This is a genomic window from Stenotrophomonas sp. YJH_SMC_69, from assembly GCF_059370495.1.
Map to the genome: position 1 here is coordinate 19,927 of NZ_JCAFTS010000018.1, position 20,825 is coordinate 40,751.

At 68.5% G+C, this 20,825-nt stretch carries 17 protein-coding genes; all 17 read left to right on the forward strand.

The window, feature by feature from the left end:
* Positions 1-212 precede the first annotated feature (212 nt).
* Positions 213-2,345, forward strand: coding sequence for a putative bifunctional diguanylate cyclase/phosphodiesterase (locus AC5P8F_RS20165; protein WP_075076495.1), 2,133 nt, complete (start codon positions 213-215; stop codon positions 2,343-2,345).
* Positions 2,346-2,551: 206 nt separating this feature from the next.
* Positions 2,552-3,682 (forward strand): flagellar biosynthesis protein FlhB, encoded by a 1,131-nt coding sequence (gene flhB / locus AC5P8F_RS20170; protein ID WP_014037101.1) that lies wholly within the window; start codon positions 2,552-2,554, stop codon positions 3,680-3,682.
* Positions 3,683-3,726: 44 nt separating this feature from the next.
* Entirely contained in the window at positions 3,727-5,787 is a 2,061-nt protein-coding gene (gene flhA, locus AC5P8F_RS20175; RefSeq protein ID WP_153643679.1) for a flagellar biosynthesis protein FlhA, read from the forward strand.
* Between the two features lie 145 nt (positions 5,788-5,932).
* Positions 5,933-7,549 (forward strand): flagellar biosynthesis GTPase FlhF, encoded by a 1,617-nt coding sequence (gene flhF, locus AC5P8F_RS20180; RefSeq protein ID WP_495228894.1) that lies wholly within the window; start codon positions 5,933-5,935, stop codon positions 7,547-7,549.
* Entirely contained in the window at positions 7,536-8,423 is an 888-nt protein-coding gene (locus tag AC5P8F_RS20185) for a MinD/ParA family ATP-binding protein (RefSeq protein WP_032959426.1), read from the forward strand. Before flhF ends, AC5P8F_RS20185 begins: the two co-directional genes overlap by 14 nt.
* On the forward strand, positions 8,420-9,166 hold the full coding sequence (locus AC5P8F_RS20190) for an RNA polymerase sigma factor FliA (protein ID WP_014647032.1): 747 nt from the start codon (positions 8,420-8,422) through the stop codon (positions 9,164-9,166). Before AC5P8F_RS20185 ends, AC5P8F_RS20190 begins: the two co-directional genes overlap by 4 nt.
* A gap of 57 nt (positions 9,167-9,223) precedes the next feature.
* A complete protein-coding gene (cheY, locus tag AC5P8F_RS20195) occupies positions 9,224-9,616 on the forward strand; it encodes a chemotaxis response regulator CheY (protein ID WP_005413247.1) in 393 nt (130 codons plus the stop codon).
* Positions 9,616-10,221: a protein phosphatase CheZ gene (locus AC5P8F_RS20200; protein WP_006442968.1), complete on the forward strand. Its 606-nt coding sequence runs from the start codon at positions 9,616-9,618 to the stop codon at positions 10,219-10,221. Before cheY ends, AC5P8F_RS20200 begins: the two co-directional genes overlap by 1 nt.
* Before the next feature lie 2 nt (positions 10,222-10,223).
* On the forward strand, positions 10,224-12,068 hold the full coding sequence (locus tag AC5P8F_RS20205) for a chemotaxis protein CheA (protein ID WP_069116912.1): 1,845 nt from the start codon (positions 10,224-10,226) through the stop codon (positions 12,066-12,068).
* Between the two features lie 90 nt (positions 12,069-12,158).
* A complete protein-coding gene (locus tag AC5P8F_RS20210; protein WP_169410994.1) occupies positions 12,159-12,899 on the forward strand; it encodes a flagellar motor protein in 741 nt (246 codons plus the stop codon).
* 1 nt (position 12,900) lies between these two features.
* Complete coding sequence (gene motD, locus AC5P8F_RS20215) at positions 12,901-13,917, forward strand: flagellar motor protein MotD (RefSeq protein ID WP_014647029.1); 1,017 nt, start codon at positions 12,901-12,903, stop codon at positions 13,915-13,917.
* A gap of 4 nt (positions 13,918-13,921) precedes the next feature.
* Positions 13,922-14,704, forward strand: a complete 783-nt coding sequence (locus AC5P8F_RS20220) for a ParA family protein (protein ID WP_014647028.1) — start codon at positions 13,922-13,924, stop codon at positions 14,702-14,704.
* Positions 14,701-15,966 carry a chemotaxis protein CheW gene (locus AC5P8F_RS20225; RefSeq protein WP_142234676.1) on the forward strand — a complete coding sequence of 422 codons (1,266 nt, stop codon included), beginning with the start codon at positions 14,701-14,703 and terminating at the stop codon, positions 15,964-15,966. Before AC5P8F_RS20220 ends, AC5P8F_RS20225 begins: the two co-directional genes overlap by 4 nt.
* 285 nt (positions 15,967-16,251) lie before the next feature.
* Positions 16,252-16,560, forward strand: coding sequence for an STAS domain-containing protein (locus AC5P8F_RS20230; protein WP_014647026.1), 309 nt, complete (start codon positions 16,252-16,254; stop codon positions 16,558-16,560).
* The gene (locus AC5P8F_RS20235) at positions 16,557-16,922 is read left to right on the forward strand and encodes a response regulator (RefSeq protein WP_005409521.1); all 366 of its coding nucleotides are present in this window, start codon (positions 16,557-16,559) and stop codon (positions 16,920-16,922) included. The genes AC5P8F_RS20230 and AC5P8F_RS20235 overlap by 4 nt, the downstream gene beginning before the upstream one ends.
* Before the next feature lie 45 nt (positions 16,923-16,967).
* The gene (locus AC5P8F_RS20240; protein WP_495228897.1) at positions 16,968-18,956 is read left to right on the forward strand and encodes a chemotaxis protein CheA; all 1,989 of its coding nucleotides are present in this window, start codon (positions 16,968-16,970) and stop codon (positions 18,954-18,956) included.
* 372 nt (positions 18,957-19,328) lie between these two features.
* On the forward strand, positions 19,329-20,825 hold a 1,497-nt coding region (locus tag AC5P8F_RS20245), incomplete at its 3' end, for a HAMP domain-containing methyl-accepting chemotaxis protein (protein WP_495220570.1).

A 20,825-nucleotide genomic window follows, 5' to 3' on the forward strand; every position in this document is an offset into this window, starting at 1 on the left:
CTGCCGCTCCTGCCGAAGGCAGCCGAGCATGGGCTCGGCTCTACAGAGGCGCAATTTCACGTATTGCCGCTTGAAGTCCCCCCCGGTCTGCGCGTTAGAGTGAATGCGCGGCAACCGGGGGGATGCCGCACATGGCCGGCGTCGTGCGTCGGCCTGCCTCATGCATGCCCCACCGTGGTTTCCGTCGACAGGCAGGTCCGGGAGACTGACGAATGCTGGTAGGCACGTACAACCCGTGGCTGGTGGCGATCTCGCTGCTGGTCGCCGTGATGGCTTCATACACCGCGCTGGCGATGGCCGGGCGCACGGTGACCGCCCCGGGCAGGGGCGCGGCCTGGTGGTGGCGGCTGGGCGGCGGCTTCGCCATGGGCCTGGGCATCTGGTCGATGCATTTCATCGGCATGCTGGCTTTCGACCTGCCCATTCCATTGGGCTACGACCTTCCCATCACCCTGCTCTCGCTTGCGCTTGCCATCGCCTCATCGGTGTTCGCGCTGTGGCTGGTCTCGCTGCGCACCCTGCCCCACCCGCGATTGGCGGTCGGCGCCCTGCTGATGGGCACCGGCATCGCCGGCATGCATTACGTTGGCATGGCTGCAATGCGCATGCAGCCGGGCATCGACTACGACCCGGGTTGGCTGCTGTTCTCGCTGATGGTGGCGGTGGCTGCCTCCTGGACCGCGCTGTACGTGGCGTTCCGGCTGCGCGCCCAGCGCACCCGCATCGGTGATCGACTGGCGGCGGCGGGCCTGCTCGGCCTGGCCATCGTCGGCATGCATTACACCGGCATGGCCGCTGCGCGCTTCCCGGAAGGCAGCGTCTGCGGCGCGGCGGTCGGCGATGGCCTGCAGAACGAGTGGCTGGCGATGCTGGTGGTAGTGCTGACCGTGGCGATCCTGGCCGTGGTGCTGGTGGTCTCATGGCTGGACCAGCGCGTGGAAGCGCAACTGCTGCGGCTGCGCAATTCGATGCTGAGCACCTCGTTGACCGACGCGCAGCAGGAACTGACCCAGGCCGCGCTGCACGATCCTCTCACCCGCCTGCCCAACCGCCTGCTGCTGCAGCGGCGCATCGTGCAGGCACTGGCCGAGGCCGAACAGGGCGGCAACCGCTTCGCGGTGATGTTCATGGACCTGGACGGCTTCAAGCAGGTCAATGATGCCTATGGCCATCAGGCCGGTGATGCGCTGCTGGTGGCGGTGGCCGAACGCACCCGCCAGCTGCTGCGCCCGCACGATATGCTGGCACGGCTGGGCGGCGACGAGTTCGTGCTGGTGGTGCGCATCGAGCACGACGAGGACCTGCCGACCCTGGCCCGGCGCATCCTGCAGGCGGTGGGCAGCGGCCCGTTGCTGCCGGACAACGAACTGCAGGTGACCGCCAGCATCGGCGTGGCGATCTGCCCGGACCACGCCGCCAGCGAGCGCCAGTTGATGGCCTTCGCCGACGCGGCGATGTACCAGGCCAAGGAGTCCGGTCGCAACGCCTTCGTGCTGTTCGCCGACTGGATGAACGACAGTGCCGAGCAGCAGTTCCGGCTGCTGGCCGACCTGCGCCGCGCCATCGGCAGCGAGCAGCTGTTCCTGCACTATCAGCCGAAGATCCGCGTGGCCACGCAGAAGGTGGCCGGCGCCGAAGCGCTGATCCGCTGGCGCCATCCGGAACACGGCCTGATTCCCCCCGACCGCTTCATCCGCCTGGCCGAGCGCAGCGGTGCGATCAACGAGATCGGGCGCTGGGCGCTGGACCAGGCCTGCCAGCAGCTGCGGCGCTGGCACGACACCGGGCATGAAAGCTGGTCGATGTCGGTGAACCTGTCGCCGGTGCAGTTCAGTTCGCCGCACCTGCTGCAGGATGTGCGCGAGGTGATCGAGCGCCATGGCATTGCCCCGCGCCACCTGGTGCTGGAGATCACTGAAAGCACCGTCATGCGCGATACCGATACCAGTCTTCGCCTGCTGCAGGCGCTGTCGGCGCTGGGCGTGGGCATCTCCATCGATGATTTCGGAACCGGCTATTCCAGCCTGCTGTACCTGAAGCGGCTGCCGGCCACCGAGATCAAGATCGACCATGCGTTCGTGCGCGACCTGGAACACAGTGCCGAAGACGTGGTGATCGTCTCGGCGATCGTGGCGCTGGGCCATGCGCTGGACATGGACATCGTCGCCGAGGGCGTGGAGACCGCCGCGCAGCGCGCCTACCTGGAACGCCTGGGCTGCGACTTCCTGCAGGGATACCTGCTGGGCCGCCCGGTGGATGCGGCGCGCTTCATGCAGCTGCACGACCTGCCCCGGCCGCGGGTGGAACTGGCACAGAGCCCGCCGCCGCAATACCCGCCCGGCTGACACCGGGCCACGCGCGCCCGCCATCACGGAACGATTCCTGCGGCACTCTCCTGTAGAGCCGAGCTCATGCCCGGCTGTGCTTCGCGCCTGGCCCCAACCGTAGCCGAGCGTGGGCTCGGCTCTACAGAACGGGCCGTCGGTAGATCCACGCCAGGCGTGGAACGGTTCTTGCACGCACCCCGGCACCCCCTGCCGCAGTGCCCGTGATGTCCGAGAACGAATCCGCCGGCGAAAAGACCGAACAACCCACCGAAAAACGCCTGCGCGACGCCCGTGAACAGGGCAACCTGCCGCGCTCGCGCGAACTTGGCACCGCCGCCGTGTTCGGCGCCGGCGTGCTGGCGGTGATGGCCATGAGCGGCTCGATCGGCCGTGGCGCCACGGCCTGGATGAAGCACGCGCTCAGCCCCGAACAGAGCCTGCGGCAGAACCCGAAGGAACTGTTCGGCCACTTCGGCGACCTGCTGCTGCAGTTCATGCTGGTGATCGCACCGCTGGTGCTGGTCTGCCTGCTGGCCAGCTTCGTCGCCCCGCTGGTGATGGGCGGCCTGCGCTGGTCGCAGAAGGCGTTGCTGCCCGACATCAACCGCATGAACCCGATGAGCGGGCTCAAGCGCCTGTATGGCCCGGAGGCGATTGCCGAATTCACCAAATCGCTGCTGCGCGTGGCCTTCGTCGGCGTCGCCGCCGGGCTGGTGGTCTGGACCGGCTTCGACACCCTGCGCGGGCTGATCCACCACCCGCTGGAAACCGCCATCACCGATGGCCTGGGCTTCACCCTGCGCCTGCTGCTGGCCACCGCCGGCGCGATGCTGGTGCTGGCCGCCATCGATGCGCCGTACCAGCGCTGGAACTGGATGCGCAAGCTGAAGATGACCCGCGAGGAACTGCGCCGGGAAATGAAGGAAAGCGAGGGCAGCCCCGAGGTGAAGGGCCGCATCCGCCAGCTGCAGCAGCAGATGGCCAACCGCCGGATGATGGAGGCGGTGCCCACTGCCGACGTGGTGGTGGTCAACCCCACCCACTACGCGGTGGCCCTGAAGTACGAGGGCGGCGCCATGAATGCCCCCACCGTGGTCGCGCTGGGCGTGGACGAAACCGCCCTGCGCATCCGTGAAGTGGCCGACGGCAACAAGGTGGCGATCGTCTCCGCCCCGCCTTTGGCACGCGCCTTGTATCGGGAAGGCCAACTCGGAAAGGAAATCCCCGTGAGACTGTATTCGGCCGTCGCCCAGGTCCTGTCCTACGTCTACCAGCTGCGCGCCTGGCGCACTGGCCCGATGCCGGACGCCCCGCACATCCAGGTGGATGAATTCGGCAAGGGAGGCCGCCCGTGAGCGCCCAGCCCTCCGCCGGTTTCAACACCCGCCGCGCCCTGGAAATGATCCGCCAGGGCCTTGGCGCGCCGCTGATCGTGCTGGCCCTGCTGGCCATGGTCGTGGTGCCGCTGGCCGCGCCGGTGCTCGATGCGCTGTTCACCTTCAACATCGCCATCTCGCTGATGGTGCTGCTGGCGGTGGTCTACGTGAAGCGCCCGCTGGACTTCACCATCTTCCCGATCGTGCTGCTGATCACCACCATGCTGCGGCTGGCGCTGAACGTGGCCTCCACCCGCGTGATCCTGCTGAACGGCCAGAACGGCCATGATGCCGCGGGCAAGGTCATCGCCGCCTTCGGCGAATTCGTGATCGGCGGCAACTATGCGGTCGGCATCGTGGTGTTCGCGATCCTGACCATCATCAATTTCGTGGTCATTACCAAGGGTGCGGGCCGCGTTTCGGAAGTGACCGCGCGCTTCATCCTGGACGCGATGCCCGGCAAGCAGATGGCGATCGACGCCGACCTCAACGCCGGTTTGCTGACGCGTGAAGAAGCCAAGCTGCGCCGCGAGGAAGTGCGTGAGGAAGCCGACTTCTACGGTGCGATGGACGGCGCCAGCAAGTTCATCCGCGGCGATGCCATTGCCGGCATCCTGATCCTGTTCATCAACATGCTCGGCGGCCTGGCCGTGGGCGTGCTGCAGCATGGCATGCCGTTCGGCGAAGCCGCCGCCACCTACACCCTGCTGTCGATCGGTGACGGCCTGGTAGCGCAGCTGCCGGCCCTGCTGGTCTCCAGCGCCGTGGCCATGCTGGTTACCCGCGCCTCGCGCTCGCAGGACATGGCCCAGGCCATGACCGGCCAGGTGTTCGGCCAGTACCGTGCGCTGGCGATCACCGCCGGCATCATCGGCGTGGTCGGCCTGGTGCCGGGCATGCCCAACGTCGCTTTCCTGACGCTGGCCGCGATCCTCGGCTTCATCGCCTGGAAGCTGTACCGCAAGGGCAAGGCGCCGGCTGCCGATGCGGCAGGCGGTGGCACCGATGCCGCCGCACTCAACGCACTCGGCCGCCCGGCCGCACCGGCACCGACTGCCGAACTGAGCTGGGACGAACTGCGCCCGGTCGATCCGCTGGGCCTGGAGGTCGGCTACCGGCTGATCCCGCTGGTGGACAGCAACCAGGGCGGCGAACTGATGGCGCGCATCAAGGGCGTGCGCCGCAAGCTGACCCAGGATGTCGGCTTCCTGATCCCGTCGGTGCACATCCGCGACAACCTGGAACTGCCGGCCAACGGCTACCGCGTGCTGGTGCACGGCGTGCCGGTGGCCACCGCCGAGATCCACCCCGACCGCGAGCTGGCGCTGGACCCGGGCAGCGCGCTCGGCGCGCTGGAAGGCATCGCCGGCAAGGACCCCGCATTCGGCCTGGACGCCACCTGGATCCAGCCGCACCAGCGCGCCCAGGCCGAAACGCTGGGCTACACCGTGGTCGATCCGGCCACCGTGGTCGCCACCCATCTGTCGCACCTGATCCGTGAGCACGCGCCGGAACTGCTCGGCCACGAAGAAGTGCAGCACCTGCTGGCCAACCTGGCCAAGAGCGCGCCCAAGCTCGTCGAAGATCTGACGCCGAAGGCGTTGCCGCTGTCGGCGGTGGTGCGCGTGCTGCAGAACCTGCTGGTCGAGCGCATTCCGATCCGCCAGCTGCGCAAGATCGCGGAGGCACTGGTCGAACATGCGCCCAGCAGCCAGGACCCGGCCGTGCTGACCGCCGCTGTTCGCACCGCACTGGGCCGCTTCATCGTGCAGGAGATCGCCGGAATGTCGGCGGAGCTGCCGGTATTCACCCTCAACCCGCAATTGGAACGTGTCTTGCAGGAGTCCACGCAGGGCAACGGCGCCGCGCTGGAACCCGGACTCGCTGAGCGACTGCACCAGAGCCTGGCCGAATGTGTCAGCAAGCAGGAAGCCCGCAACGAGCCCGCGGTCGTGCTGGTACCTGGCCCGGTGCGCGCCGCGCTGGCCCGCCTGGTCCGCCACAGCGTTCCGTCGCTGTCGGTCCTGGCCTACAGCGAGGTGCCGGAGGACAAGCGCCTGAAGCTGGTCGGAACGATCAGCTGACGCCGCCCTGCGATGCGCCAGAAAACAGACACCACTTTCGAACCAACGCAACAGACAGATACCAAGGGGAACCCGCACCGTGCAGACCACCGACCACCCGAGTTCTCCGACCGCCACCCCGCCGTCTTCGCCCCGTGACCACAGCATGAAAATCAAACGATTCGTCGCCGCCGACATGCGCTCGGCCATGAACCTGGTGCGCAAGGAACATGGTCCTGACGCCGTGATCCTGTCCAACCGCCGGATCGAGGAAGGCATCGAGATCGTCGCCGCCGCCAACTACGACGAGAGCGCCGTGCAGCGTGCACTGGAAGCCTCGCGCCGTGACGTCGCACCGCCGCCGGCACCCAAGCCGCGCACCGCCGCCGACGCGGTGATCGCCGCCGTCACCCGCCGCCGCAGCAGCACCTCGGCGCCGGAACCGGTCGCGGCCACCACCTCGGCAGTGGCCGCCCTCGCCCGCGCCGCCGTCGGTGCCACCGGCCGCACCCTGGACAGCGCCGACGAGATCGTGCCGACCCGGGGCAGCACCGGCTTCGCCGCCACCCTGGCCCGCGCCGCCGTCAACGAACCGGCACCGCCGGACCAGATCTTCGCCCCGTTCGCCGAGGCCATCGTTGCACCGGCCGCCACCGTGCCGGCCAACCGCGCGCGCTTCCAGATCGACCCGCCGCACGAGGCGCATCACGAAAGCGTGGCCCCGGCCGTGCTGCCGCCGCCGCTGCCGACCGCTGCCGTGATCGACGCGCAGCCCGGGATCGCCGCCAGCGAACCGGCAGCGGTCGAAGCCGCTATCGAGGCCAGCCCGGCCCCCATGCTGGCCCCGGCACCGACGCTGACCGTGGTTGCCCAGGACGACGCCGAGATCCGCCAGCTGCGCCAGGAAGTGGCCGGCATGCGCCAGGTGATCGAGCGCGAGATGAACCGCTTCACCGATGAGCGCCTGCGTGGCAGCCCGGTGCGCGCCACCGCGCTGGACCTGATGGACGAGTACGGTTTCGACGCCGGGCTGGCCCGCGACGTGGCCATGCAGATCCCGCTGGAAACCGAAGCCCATCGTGGCCGCGGCCTGATGCTGGGGCTGATCTCGCGCAAGCTGCCGATCGCCCCGGTCGACCCGCTGGAAGAAGGCGGCGTGATCGCGCTGGTCGGCCCGACCGGCGCCGGCAAGACCACCACCATCGCCAAGCTGGCCTCGCGCTTCGCCGAGAAGCACGCCCCGCGTGACGTCGCCCTGGTCACCACCGACACCACCCGCATCGGCGCCCGTGAACAGCTGTATGGCTACGGCCGCCAGCTCGGCATCGCCGTGCACGAGGCCAACAGCGGCACCGACCTGGACCAGCTGCTGGAACGCCTGAAGGACTACAAGCTGGTGCTGATCGATACCGCCGGCCTGGGCCCGCGCGACCGTGCCCTGGCCGCCCAGCTGCAGTGGCTGCGCGCCGCGCGCCAGGTGCGCACCCTGCTGGTGCTGCCGGCCAACACCAGCTTCGGCGACATGGACGAGGTGGTGCGCCGCTTCGGTGCGGCCAACCTGCAGGGCCTGGTGCTGAGCAAGCTGGACGAGACCGGCCGCTTCGGCAACGCCCTGTCGGTGGCCGTGGACCACGCCCTGCCGATCACCTGGGTGACCGATGGCCAGGACGTCCCGGAGGACCTGCACCGGGCCAGTGCAGCCAATCTTGTACTTCGCCTTGAAGATTTGCGCCGAGCGGCCGATATGCCCTGCAACCCGGAGTTGAACCATGCCGTCGCGTGAGTACGCCAAGCTGACCAAGACCTTCCCGCTGTCGGCCACCCGCAGCGAGCCGCTCGGCCCTGTGCGCACCATCGCGGTGACCGGCGGCAAGGGCGGCGTGGGCAAGACGAATGTGTCCGCCAACCTGGCGGTGGCGCTGGCCGGCATGGGCAAGCGCACGCTGCTGCTGGACGCCGACCTGGGCCTGGCCAACATCGACGTGATCCTGGGCTTGAACCCCACCTTTACGCTGGCCGACCTGGTGGCCGGCCGCTGCTCGCTGGACGACGTCATCGTCGAAGGCCCGAACGGCGTGCTGGTGGTCCCGGCCGCTTCCGGCCGCCGGCACATGGCCGAGCTGGCCCCGGCCGAGCATGTCGGCCTGGTCAACGTGTTCTCCGAACTGGAACGCGAGCTGGACATCATGGTGGTCGATACCGCCGCCGGCATCACCGACGGCGTGCTGACCTTCTGCCAGGCCGCGCAGGACACCGTGGTGGTGGTCTGTGACGAACCGGCCTCGATCACCGACGCCTACGCACTGATCAAGGTGCTGTCGCGCGAGCGCGGCGTGGACCGCGTCCAGGTGGTGGCCAACATGGTGCGCGACCCGAACGAGGGCCGCGTGCTGTACGAGAAGCTGACCCGCGTCTGCGAGAAGTTCCTCGCCGATGTCTCGCTGAACTACCTGGGCTGCGTGCCGCAGGATGACTGGCTGCGCCTGTCGGTGCAGCGCCAGCAGCCGGTGGTGAAGGCCTATCCGTCCAGCCCGTCGGCGCTGGCGATCACCGAGATCGCACGCCGCACCGCGCGCTGGCAGGCACCGACCGAACCGCGCGGTGGCGTCGAGTTCTTCCTCGAACGCATCCTCAAGCAGCGTGGGGTGGCCGCATGAAAGGCGCAGCCCACCAGTACAGGGAAGTCCAGCGCTCGGCGGCCAACGAGGTCATCGCCCAGCATTCGGACCTGGTGCGACGCATCGCCCACCACCTGGCCGCGCGCCTGCCGGCCAGCGTCGAAGTCGATGATCTGATCCAGGCCGGCATGATGGGCCTGATCGAAGCCTCGCGCAGCTACGACGCCGACCAGGGCGCCTCGTTCGAGACCTATGCCTCGATCCGCATCCGCGGCTCGATGATCGACGAGATCCGCCGTGGCGACTGGGTGCCGCGCTCGGTGCACCGCCGTGCACGCGACGCCGCCGCCACCATCCGCCGCCTGGAACAGAGCACGGGCCGTGCCGCCAGCGCCACCGAAGTGGCCGCCGCGATGGAGATGCCGCTGCCGGAATACCTGCGCCTGATGGAAGACGCCGCACGTGGCCAGGTGCTGAGCCTGGAGTCGCGCATCGAAGACCAGGGCGAACTGGATACCGTCGCCCAGGGCGGCCCGACTCCACAACAGGTGCTGGAGCGCGGCGAGTTCGGCCGTGAGCTGGGCAAGGCCATCGGCCACCTGCCCGAGCGCGAACAGCTGGTGCTCTCGCTGTACTACGAGCAGGAGCTGAACCTGAAGGAGATCGGCGCGGTGCTCGGCGTGAGCGAGTCGCGGGTCTGCCAGATCCATGGCCAGGCCGTGCTGCGCCTGCGCGGCCGCCTGAAGATTTTCGAGGCCGTCGACGCCGGCCTGGAAGAATGAACATCCCCGAGGCGACTGCCCCCGGCCGCCCGGAATGAACAACAAAGGAACTCTGCTTTGAACAAGAACATGCGCATCCTCATCGTCGACGACTTCTCGACCATGCGTCGAATCGTCAAGAACCTGCTGGGCGATCTGGGCTTCACCAACACCGCCGAAGCCGAGGACGGGCATGCCGCGCTGTCGCTGCTGCAGAGCCAGCCCTTCGATTTCGTCGTCACCGACTGGAACATGCCGGTGATGACCGGCATCGAACTGCTCAAGGCGATCCGTGCCGACGCCAAGCTGAAGACCCTGCCCGTGCTGATGGTCACCGCCGAAGCCAAGCGCGAGCAGATCATCGAAGCGGCCCAGAACGGCGTGAACGGCTACATCATCAAGCCGTTCACCGCGCAGACGCTGGAAGAGAAGCTGGGCAAGATCTTCGAACGCCTGGCGGCCAGCGCCTGATGGATACCACGGTCGACAAGAACGCCCTCGCCCTGCGCCTGCAGGAAGCCCTGGATGCCCTGGAGTCCGGTGACGAAGCCGCCTGGCGGCAACGCATCGACGGACTGGTCGCGCTGCGCACGCAGCCGATGATGAGCGGCCTCTCGCGGCTGGCCCGCGAGCTGGGGCAGGCCCTGGGCGAACTGCCGACCGTGCCCAGCGAGGCCGGCGAACTGGACGATGCGTGCGCACGCCTGGACCACGTGGTGGCGATGACCGAACAGGCCACCCACCGCACCCTGGACCTGGCCGAGGAATGCCGCAGCCTGACCGAGCAGCTGCGCGCCGAAGGCCTGCAGCCAGGCCAGGACGCGCAGCTGGAGCGCATCCGCCACAACCTGACCGAGATCGCCCTGACCCAGAGCTACCAGGACCTGACCGGGCAGATCATCCGTCGCGTGGTCGGCATCGTCCGCCGCGTGCATGAAGGCTTCGGCGCGCTCGGCCTGCCGCCGGAACAGCATCGCACCGACCCGGAACTGGCCGGGCCGGCACTGAAGGGACTGGACCGCCACGCGGTCTCGCAGAACGACGCCGACGACCTGTTGTCGGATCTGGGGCTGTAAGCATGAGCGCGGTATCCGACGACATCACTGCCGATTTCATCATCGAGGCACAGGAAATCCTGGATCGCCTCGGCGAACAGCTGGTGTCGCTGGAGCAGGCACCGCAGGACACCGAACAGCTCAACGCGGTGTTCCGGGGCTACCACACGCTCAAGGGCGGCGCGGGTTTCCTCGGTGTCACCGCCATGGTCGAGCTGTGCCACGCCGCTGAAGAGGCGCTGGGCGCTGCACGTGCCGGCCAGGCCGTGCTGCAGGCCCATCACTTCGACGCCGCCCAGCAATCGCTGGACTACCTGCAGTCGATGCTCGATGCCGTGTCTTCCGGCACCGAGCCGGGCTATGCACCGCCGGACCTGATCGCCCAGTTCGACGTGCATGGCGGTGCAGCAGCGCCTGCCGCCGCTGCCGCCGCACCGGCGGCCGGTGCCGGCGACCTGATCACCGACGACGAGTTCGAGGCGCTGCTCGACCAGCTGCACGGTGGCAACGCACCGACTGCGGTGGCGCCGGCAAAGAAGGCCGACGACGGCCTGATCAGCGAAGATGAGTTCGAAGCCCTGCTCGACCAGCTGCACGGTGGCGCCGCACCCGGCGCCAGGCCCGCGGCTGCGGTGGCGCCGGCACCGATCGCCGCCCCGCGCCCGGCCGCCGCACCGGCACCGGTGGCCAAGCCGGCCGCCAAGCCGCTGGCCGAAGCCGAACACACCGTGCGCGTGGACACCAAGCGCCTGGATGCGATCGTCAACCTGATCGGCGAACTGGTGCTGTCGCGCAACCGGCTCAAGACCCTGCGTGCGCGCCTGCGCGACGAGGAGCTGGACCGCGCCGTGTCCACCCTGGACATCGCCACCGCGCGCCTGCAGTCGGCGGTGATGCGCACCCGCATGCAGCCGGTGGGCAAGGTATTCTCGCGCTTCCCCAAGGTCGCCCGCGACGTCGCCCGCTCGCTGAAGAAGGAAGTGGACCTGGAGCTGATCGGCGCCGAGACCGAGCTCGACCGCAACCTGGTCGAAGCGCTGGCCGACCCTCTGGTGCACCTGGTCCGCAACGCCATCGACCATGGCGTGGAAATGCCCGACCTGCGCGAAGCGCAGGGCAAGCCGCGGATGGGCCATGTGCGGTTGTCGGCGCAGCAGGAAGGTGACTACGTCAGCATCGAGGTGCAGGACGATGGCGCCGGCATCGATCCGGAAAAGCTGCGCGCGAAGGCACGCGAGAAGGGCCTGATCGATCCGGAAGCCGCCGCCCGCCTGAGCAGCGAGGAGTGCCTGCACCTGGTGTTCCTGCCCGGCTTCTCGACCAAGCAGCAGGTCACGGATATTTCCGGACGCGGCGTCGGCATGGACGTGGTGCAGTCGCGCATCCGCGAACTCAGCGGGCAGATCCAGATCCAGTCGGAGCTGGGCCGCGGCAGCCGCTTCCTGATCCGCGTGCCGCTGACCCTGGCGATCCTGCCGACCCTGCTGGTGCAGGCCGGCGAGGACGTCTATGCGCTGCCGCTGGCGCGCGTGATGGAGGTACTGCACGCGCCGCGCACCTCGCTGGGCTGGTTCGATGGCCGTGCCGTGCTCGACCGCCGTTCGCACACGCTGCCGCTGGTCGATCTGCGGCAGTGGCTGGATGTGACGCCGGCCGCATCGACCCTGCTGACCATCGTGGTGCTGCAGGCCGGCGAAGCGCGCTTCGGCCTGGTCGTGGACCAGGTCCGTGGGCGCGAGGAAGTGGTCATCAAGCCACTGCCGAAGGCCCTGCGCGGCCTGCGCGGTTACGCCGGTGCAACCTTGATCGGCGATGGTCGCATGGCGCTGATCCTGGATGTGGATGGCCTGCGCAGCCCGCACGACTGACCCGCTTGCTGAACCCGTAAAACCGTGAAGTCGCACCAGTAGCCCGTACCGGTGTCTCAAGTCCCATTCATACAAGCCGATACCGGATCCATGGATAGACTCAGCCTCATTGGACTCTTTCTCGCCCTGGCCTCGCTGGTCGGTGGCAGCATCCTCAAGGGCGCCGGCCTGGCGTCGTTGTGGTCGCCTGCGGCGTTCGTGATCGTCATCGTCGGCACCGTTGCCGCGATCCTGCTGCACACCTCGCCGGCGGTGTTCAAGCATGCGTTCAAGATCGTGCGCTGGGTCGTGCGCCCGCCGCACAGCGATCGCCGCGAACTGATCCAGCAGATCGTCGAGTGGAGCAACATCGCCCGCCGCCAGGGCCTGCTCGGCCTGGAATCGCAGGTGGAATCGCAGCAGGACCCGTTCCTGCGCAAGGGCCTGCAGCTGCTGGTGGACGGTGTCGAGCCCGAATCGATGCGGCACATGCTGGAAATCGAACTGGGCAGCCAGGAACACCAGGACCAGGCCGGCGCCAAGGTGTTCGAAGCGATGGGCATCTACGCACCGACGCTCGGCATCATCGGCGCCGTGCTGGGCCTGATCGCGGTGATGAAGAACCTGGCCGACCCGAGCAAGCTCGGCCACGGCATCGCTGCGGCGTTCACCGCCACGATCTACGGCATCGCCTCGGCCAACCTGCTGTTCCTGCCGATCGCCGCCAAGCTCAAGAGCGTGATCTCGCACAACACGCGCGACCGCGAAATGGTCATCGAAGGCCTGATCTCGATCGCCCAGGGCGAGAACCCGCGCAACATCGAAACCAACCTCTCCGGCTTCCTGCACTGACATGGCCCGCCGCAAGCACCACGAAGAGCACGCCAACCACGAAGCATGGGCGATCCCCTATGCCGACCTGATGACGCTGCTGCTCGCCTTCTTCGTGGTCATGTACGCGATCTCGTCGGTGAACGAGGGCAAGTACCGGATCATGGCCGACGCGCTCACCGATGCCTTCGGTGGCGCGCCGCGCACGATCAATCCGGTGCAGGTGGGCAACAAGCAGGTGCAGGGTGGCGGCTGGGACAGCCCGTCGGTGATCAAGTCCGGCACCAAGATCGGACCGTCCGCGCCGGCGCCCTCGCACGACCCGACGCTGCTGCCGTCGATGGCCTCGCAGATGCGCATGCCGGTGTCGGTGCACAACCAGGAGCAGATCGCCCGTGCCGAGCGCCAGCTCAACACGATTGCCGACCGCCTCACCGCCGCCCTGGCGCCGCTGATCGACCGCGGCATGATCAGCGTGCGCCGCACGGAACTGTGGATCGAGGTCGAGATCAACAGCGACATCCTGTTCCCCACCGGCTCGGCCGCACTGGACGTACATGCGCGGCAGACCCTGGCCAGCCTGGCCGAGGTGCTGCGCGACGTGCCCAACAGCGTGCGCGTGGAAGGCCACACCGACAACGTGCCGATCGCTACCGCCACCTTCCCGTCGAACTGGGAGCTGTCGGCCGGACGCGCCGCCAGCGTGGTGCATCTGTTCGCCGACCAGGGCGTGCAGCCGTCGCGGCTGGCGATGGTCGGCTATGGCCAGTTCCGCCCGCGCGAAGAGAACGACAGCGCACAGGGCCGCAACCGCAACCGCCGGGTGATGGTCATCATCCTGGCCGACACCTCGCATTCGGTGGACCCGCTCGGCCAGCGCCTGAACGCAGCCACCGGCGCCACCGGCAGCACCGTCACCGAACAGGCCGCCGCAACGCCGGCCAGCGCCCCCACCTCCCCCATCGCACCGGTGACGTTGCCACCGGTGCCGGCTGGCAGCCGCGTCGGCGCCGCCGTTCCCCCGGCAATGAAGGAGTAATCCGATGCGCATCTGGGCAGTCGCCAACCAGAAGGGCGGAGTCGGCAAGACCACCACCACCCTCGCCCTCGGCCGCGGCCTGGCCGCGCTCGGCCATCGCGTGCTGCTGATCGACCTCGATCCGCATGCTTCGCTCAGCCGCGCCTTCGGCGTGCCGGTGGACCCGCCGCCGGCCGGCGTGCTGGAGCTGTTCGGCGCACCGCCGGCGGACCTGTCCGGCCTGTGCCATGCCAGCAACATCCAGGGCCTGGACTACGTCTGCGCGCAGTCCGCGCTGGCCACGCTTGAACGCCGTAGCGCCAACCAACCCGGCCTCGGCCTGGCCCTGCAGAACGCGCTGGCGCGCCACCAGGGCCAGCACGATTACATCCTGCTGGACTGCGCACCGACGCTCGGCCTGCTGATGATCAACGCACTGGCTGCCGCCGATCGCCTGATCATTCCGACCCAGGCCGAGCCGCTGGCGCTGCACGGCCTGGATGGCATGGTCCGCACCGGCGAGATGGTCGAGCGTTCGCGCCGCCGGCCGCTGCCGATCTCGATCCTGCCAACCCTGTTCGACCGCCGCACCCGCGCCGGCAACGAGTCGCTGCGCACCATGCAGGACCGCCATGGCAGCCGCGTCTGGGAAGACGCGATTCCGATCGACACCCGCATCAGCAACGCCGCCGGGCTGACCCTGCCGAGCGTCGGCGAAGACTACCCGGGGCGTGGCCTGGCTGCCTACCGGCGCGCCTTGAACTGGATCCTCGGCGAGGATGCCCGCGCCCTGGAGCAGGCCGCATGAACAGCACCGGCATCCTCGACGACTACCTGGACGAACTGCTGGGCGAGGCGATCGCCCCGGCCGCCGCTCCCCTCCCCGCGCCGATCAGCACCGCCCCGGCCACGGCCACCGAAGCCGCCGCCGAACGCGAACCCACCTGGGATGACCTGCCGGCCGAGGTGATCTACGAAACCGAAACCGAGAGCGTTGCCGCTGCCCCTGCCGTGGACAATGCCGCACTGGAAGCCGCTTTCGATGCTGCGTCCGCGCCCGTCAGCGTGATCGATGCCGAACGCGAACCCACGTGGGACGACCTGCCCGCTGAAGTGGTCAACGAAACGGATGCCGTCGTCGCGGCCCCGGCCGAGGATGAGGCTGCACTGGAGGCCGCCTTCGAGGCCGCCGCCGCGCCGGCCAGCGCCGGGTCCACCGAACGCGAGCCGACCTGGGATGACCTGCCCGACGAGGTCATCCACGAAACCGCGCCGGCACCCGCTGCGGCCGCTGCGAACACCGGCCCGGAACCGACCTGGGACGATCTGCCGGACGAAGTGATCTACGAGACCGACCCGGCGGACAGCCATCGTCTCGCCCACACCGACAGCCCCGGCCTGCAGGCCGCCTTCGAGGCAGCCGCTGGTGGCGAAGACGTGCCTGCACCCCCGCCCGCCGTGGTCGCAGCGCCGGTGCCCCCCCCGGCGACACGCCCTGCACCGGCCCCGGCCGCACGCGCCGGCACGCCGCCGCCGCGCGTCGCCGTCGATGCACCCGCAGGCAACCGCCCCGGCACCTGGCAGGAGCTGCAGGCGCAGGCCCACCAACCGGCCCGCAGCCCGCATCCGCAGAACCGTCGTGCCGGTGAACGCACCTCGCGCTGGCTGCGCCTGCGCTGTGGCACCCAGGCCTATGCGCTGGAACTACTGAAGGTCCAGGAGGTCGTGCTGCCGGTGCCGCTGCTGCCGTTGCGCGGCACCGCTGCCGCCATGCTCGGCATCATGAACCTGCGCGGCCAGGTGGTTCCGGTGATGGATCTGGGCCTGCACCTGGGCGCGGCTGCCGCCGAGGACGACGCCCAGACCCGCATCGTGGTGCTGGAAGAAGACGGCGAGACCATCGGCCTGCGCGTGTCGGCGGTGGAAGATGTCGCCAACCTCACCGATTCGCAGATCGAACCTCCCGATACCGCACGCATCTGCCAGATTTCCAACGACCTGTTCCGCGGCGTGGCCCGCGTCAGCCAGCGCCCGATGATCCTGCTGGACGCCACACGGCTGTTGAGCTGACCCCCAAAAAGGGGACGGAGGGGATTAAGTCGCAAGTGGCTCGGCGCTTGGCGCCGAAGCGGTGCCTGTCGGGGACGCAAGGAGTTGATCCGTTGGATCAACACCTTGCGTCCCCACTGCGCGGTCGCCGTTGCCGAGGGGCCCGCGGCAGAGCCAAGTCGCTTGCGACTTAATCCCCTCCGTCCCCTTTTCAACAGCGACCGCATCGACGCACCGCGTCGATTCTTCTAAAGAACCCCACCGGGATGCCGTTATGGATCACGGAACCGTTTGTCCGGAGCAACGATGAGCACTGTCGAACTGGGTGGGGATCTCGGCATCGAGAGCACTACCGAGCTCAAGAACCGCCTTGCCCCCCTGGTGGAGCAGGCAGGCGAGCTGACCCTGGATGCCAGCCAGGTCGCCCGCATCCACACGGCCGCCGTGCAGGTGCTGTGTGCGTTCGTGCAGGCCCGCCGCGAGGCAGGCCTGGGCACCGGCTTCCACGGTTGCACTGCAACCTTCCGTGACGCCGCGCGCCTGCTGGGCGTCACCCAGGCCCTCGGCCTGGACGTAACCCATGACAACCTGAAATCTGTGGAGAACGCTGCATGAGCGCACGTATCTTGGTGGTGGACGATTCGGCGTCGATGCGCCAGATGGTGTCCTTCGCCCTCACCTCGGCCGGTTTTGCCGTCGAAGAAGCTGAAGACGGCGCGGTCGCGCTCGGTCGCGCCAAGGGCCAGCGCTTCAATGCGGTGGTTACCGACGTCAACATGCCGAACATGGATGGCATCGCGCTGATCCGCGAACTGCGCCAGCTGCCGGACTACAAGTTCACCCCGCTGCTGATGCTGACCACCGAATCTGCCGCCGACAAGAAGTCCGAAGGCAAGGCCGCTGGCGCTACGGGTTGGCTGGTCAAGCCGTTCAATCCCGAACAGCTGGTCGCCACCGTGCAGAAAGTGCTGGGCTGATCGCCCGGCACCGCTCCCCCTCTTCGCTTCCGGACCACCACTGCCATGAGCATGGACCTGCAACGCTTCCACGCCACCTTCTTCGAGGAGAGCCGCGAAGGCCTCGACGCGATGGAGGCTGGCCTGCTGGCCCTGGAATCGGGGCAGCAGGACGCGGAGATCATCAATTCGGTGTTCCGCGCTGCCCATTCGATCAAGGGCGGCGCCGGCACCTTCGGCTTCGACGCGATCGCCGGCCTGACCCACGTGCTGGAAACGCTGCTCGATGAGCTGCGCGCCGGCAAGCGGGCACTGGAAGGCCACGCCGTCGACGCCATGCTGTCTTCGGTGGACGTGCTGCGCGCCCTGCTGCGCGAAGCCGAACATGGCCAGGCTGCCGATCCGGCTGCCGTCGCTGCGGTGAAGGCACGCCTGGAAGCGGTTCTGTCCGGCCAGGCCGCAGCGAGCGCCCCGGCGGCCGCCGCAGCCAAGGTGGACGATACGCCGGAAGCCTGGCAGATCGGCTTCACCCCGGCGCCGTCGCTGTTCATGAGCGGCAACGACCCGCTGCGCATCATCCGCGAACTGGAACACCTCGGTTCGCTGCAGGTCGCCGCGCGCATGGACCGCCTGCCGGGCTTCGCGCAGCTCGATCCGCTCGAAGCCCACCTGGCGTGGGACCTGGGTCTGGTCGGCAAGGTGCCGCGCAGCAAGATCGAAGACACCTTCGCGTGGGTACTGGACGACTGCGAGCTGGACATCCGTCCGGCCGCACCGCCGAGCCTGGCCCCCCAGGCGCCGGCCGCGGCTGCTCCCGCTCCGGCGGCAGCGTCGCCGTCGGCACCCGCCGCGCCTGCCGCCAGCGGTGGCGCCAGCCAGGAAGCGGAAACCTCCATCCGCGTCAGCGTCGACAAGGTCGACGCGCTGATCAACCTGGTCGGCGAACTGGTCATCACCCAGGCCATGCTCAAGCAGGTCTCGCATGCGCTGGACCCGGTCCACGCCGAGAGCCTGTTCGCTGGCCTGGACCAGCTTGAACGCAACACCCGCGACCTGCAGGAAGCGGTGATCGGCGTGCGCATGCTGCCGGTCGATGCGGTGTTCCGTCGCTTCCCGCGCCTGGTCCGCGACCTGTCCAGCCGCCTCGGCAAGCAGGTGCGGCTGCGCACCGTCGGCGAAGGTACCGAGCTGGACAAGGGCCTGATCGAGAAGATCGCCGATCCGCTGGTGCACCTGGTGCGCAACTCGATCGACCACGGCCTGGAAATGCCCGACGTGCGCCGCGGTGCAGGCAAGGACGAAACCGGCACGATCACCCTGGCGGCCTCGCACCAGGGCGGCCACATTGTCATCGAAGTCAGCGACGACGGTCGCGGCCTGGACCGCGCCAAGATCCTGGCCAAGGCCACCGAGCGCGGCCTGGCGGTGCCGGACAACCCGACCGATTCGCAGGTCTGGGACCTGATCTTCCAGCCCGGCTTCTCCACGGCCGATGCAGTCACTGACCTGTCCGGTCGTGGCGTCGGCATGGACGTGGTCCGCCGCAACATCCAGGCGTTGGGGGGCGAGGTGCAGATTGAAAGCAGCCTCGGCGCTGGCACCCGCACGCTGATCCGCCTGCCGCTCACCCTGGCCATCCTCGATGGCATGACCGTGGCGGTAGCCGGTGAGACCCTGATCCTGCCGTTGGCCTATGTGCTTGAGGCGTTGCAGCCGCAAGCCGAGGACATCCGCAGCATGGCCGGCGAAGGCCGCGTGCTGCGCGTGCGCGGTGAATACCTGCCGATCCTGTCGCTGAGCGAGTACTACGGCTACGGCAACCGTGCACCCGGCAGCGAATCGCTGGTGGTGGTGGTCGAAGGCGATGGCCAGAAGATCGCCCTGGAAGTGGACGAACTGGTCGGCCAGCAGCAGGTGGTGGTGAAGAACATCGAGAACAACTACCGCCGCATCGGCGGGGTGTCCGGTGCGACCATTCTCGGCGACGGCCGCGTCGCATTGATCGTCGACATCGGCGGGCTGGTGCGTTCACTGCGGATGCCGCAGGCCGCCTGATCCACACTGCATGCGTGTACTGGACCGCCGCCCTTCGGGGCGGCGGTTTTTGTTTGCGCGCTCCATTCCGGCCGGGGCCGGATGCCCTTTCGGGGAAAAGGGATCTGACCCCATCCGTTCTGTGAACTCCGTCGACGCGATGGTTTCGCGCGCAACTACGCCATGCAAGGGAAAGCCCCGCCGCTGCGCCACTTCCGCGCCGTCATCCCTACGCCACCGAATGTGACATGCGTCCATAAAGTCCATCCGGACTGCGCCGCTATTTCGCTTTGACGGCCGTCACCGAACCCCACCGGGCACCACCGTTCGCTCTGCAACCACCCCCAAACCGGCGCACAGACGCCGGCACTCTGCCCACCTGGAGCACCCTGCATGAAGTGGTTCCAAGATCTGCCCATCGCCCGCAAGCTGGCCGTGGGGTTCACCCTTACCACCCTGATGACCCTGGTCCTCGGCGCGTTCGCCCTGCTGCGACTGAGCGAAGCCAACGCGCAGCTGCGCGAGATGGCCGGCAACGATATCCCCTCGGTCCAGCACCTGGGCGAGGCGCGCTCGCAGCTCGGTGAGTTCCGCACCTACGAACTGGCCCAGCTGAGCATGCTCGACCAGCCGGAGAAGGTCGCCGACTACAACAAGCGCATGGACGACACCGCCAAGGCCGTACATGACGAACTGGCGGCGTACGCGGCGCTGCCGGCGCTGGACAAGGAGCGCGAACTGTATCGCGCCGCCAGCACCCAGCTGGATCGCTACTTCGCCGCCAACAAGGCGATGCGCGACGCCGTGGCCGCCGGTGATGGCGCGCAGGCCCAGCAGATCTCCGATGAGCAGTCACGCCCGGCGCGCCGCGACCTGTTCGCTGCGATGAAGGCACTGGGCACCCACATCGCCGGGCAGATGGACGGCAAGATCGCCGACGCCAACGCCACCCATCGCACCAGCATGATCGCCATCATCGGCTGCATCGTGCTGCTGTCGCTGGTGGCCGCCGCGCTGGCCATCGTCATCTCGCGTGCAGTGACCGGCCCGCTGGGCAAGGCCGTGCATGCCATCCAGGCGGTTGCCCGCGGCGACCTCAGCGTCAGCACCCAGGCCACCAGCAAGGACGAAGCCGGCAGGATGCTGGCCGCCACGACCGAGATGACCGCAATGCTCCGCCGCTTCAGCGAGCAGACCCAGCTGATGGCACAGATGCACGCGGGACCGGACATCAGCCATCGCATTCCGGAAGATTTCCCGGGTGTCTATGGCCAGCTGGCCGGCGGCATCAATACGGTGATCTTCGAGCACCTGGATGCGATCCGCGATGCCATCGACGTGCTCAACCAGTACGCCATCGGCAATCTCACCCCGGATGCACGCCGCCTGCCCGGCAGCCGCGCGATCCTGCACGAATCGATGGACGCGGCCAAGGCCAGCCTGCTGGCGATCAATTCGCAGATCCAGCAGCTGGCCGCGGCGGCCGCTGCCGGTGACTTCAGCCAGCGCGGCGACGCACAGCGTTTCCAGCATGACTTCAAGCTGATGATCGAGCATCTCAACACCATGATGCAGGTGGCCGACGGCAACCTCGGCCAGCTCTCGCAGCTGCTGCAGTCGATCGCCGCCGGCGACCTGACCGCGCGCATGGAAGGCCAGTTCAATGGCGTGTTCGCGCGCATGCGGGATGATGCCAACACCACCGTTGCACAGCTGACCCAGATCGTCGGCCAGATCCAGGCCAGCGCCTCCAGCATCACCCTGGCCGCCGGCGAGATCGCCTCCGGCAACAGCGACCTGTCGCGCCGCACCGAGCAGCAGGCCGCCAACCTGGAAGAAACCGCCGCCTCGATGGAGGAACTGACCTCCACCGTGCGCCAGAACGCCGAG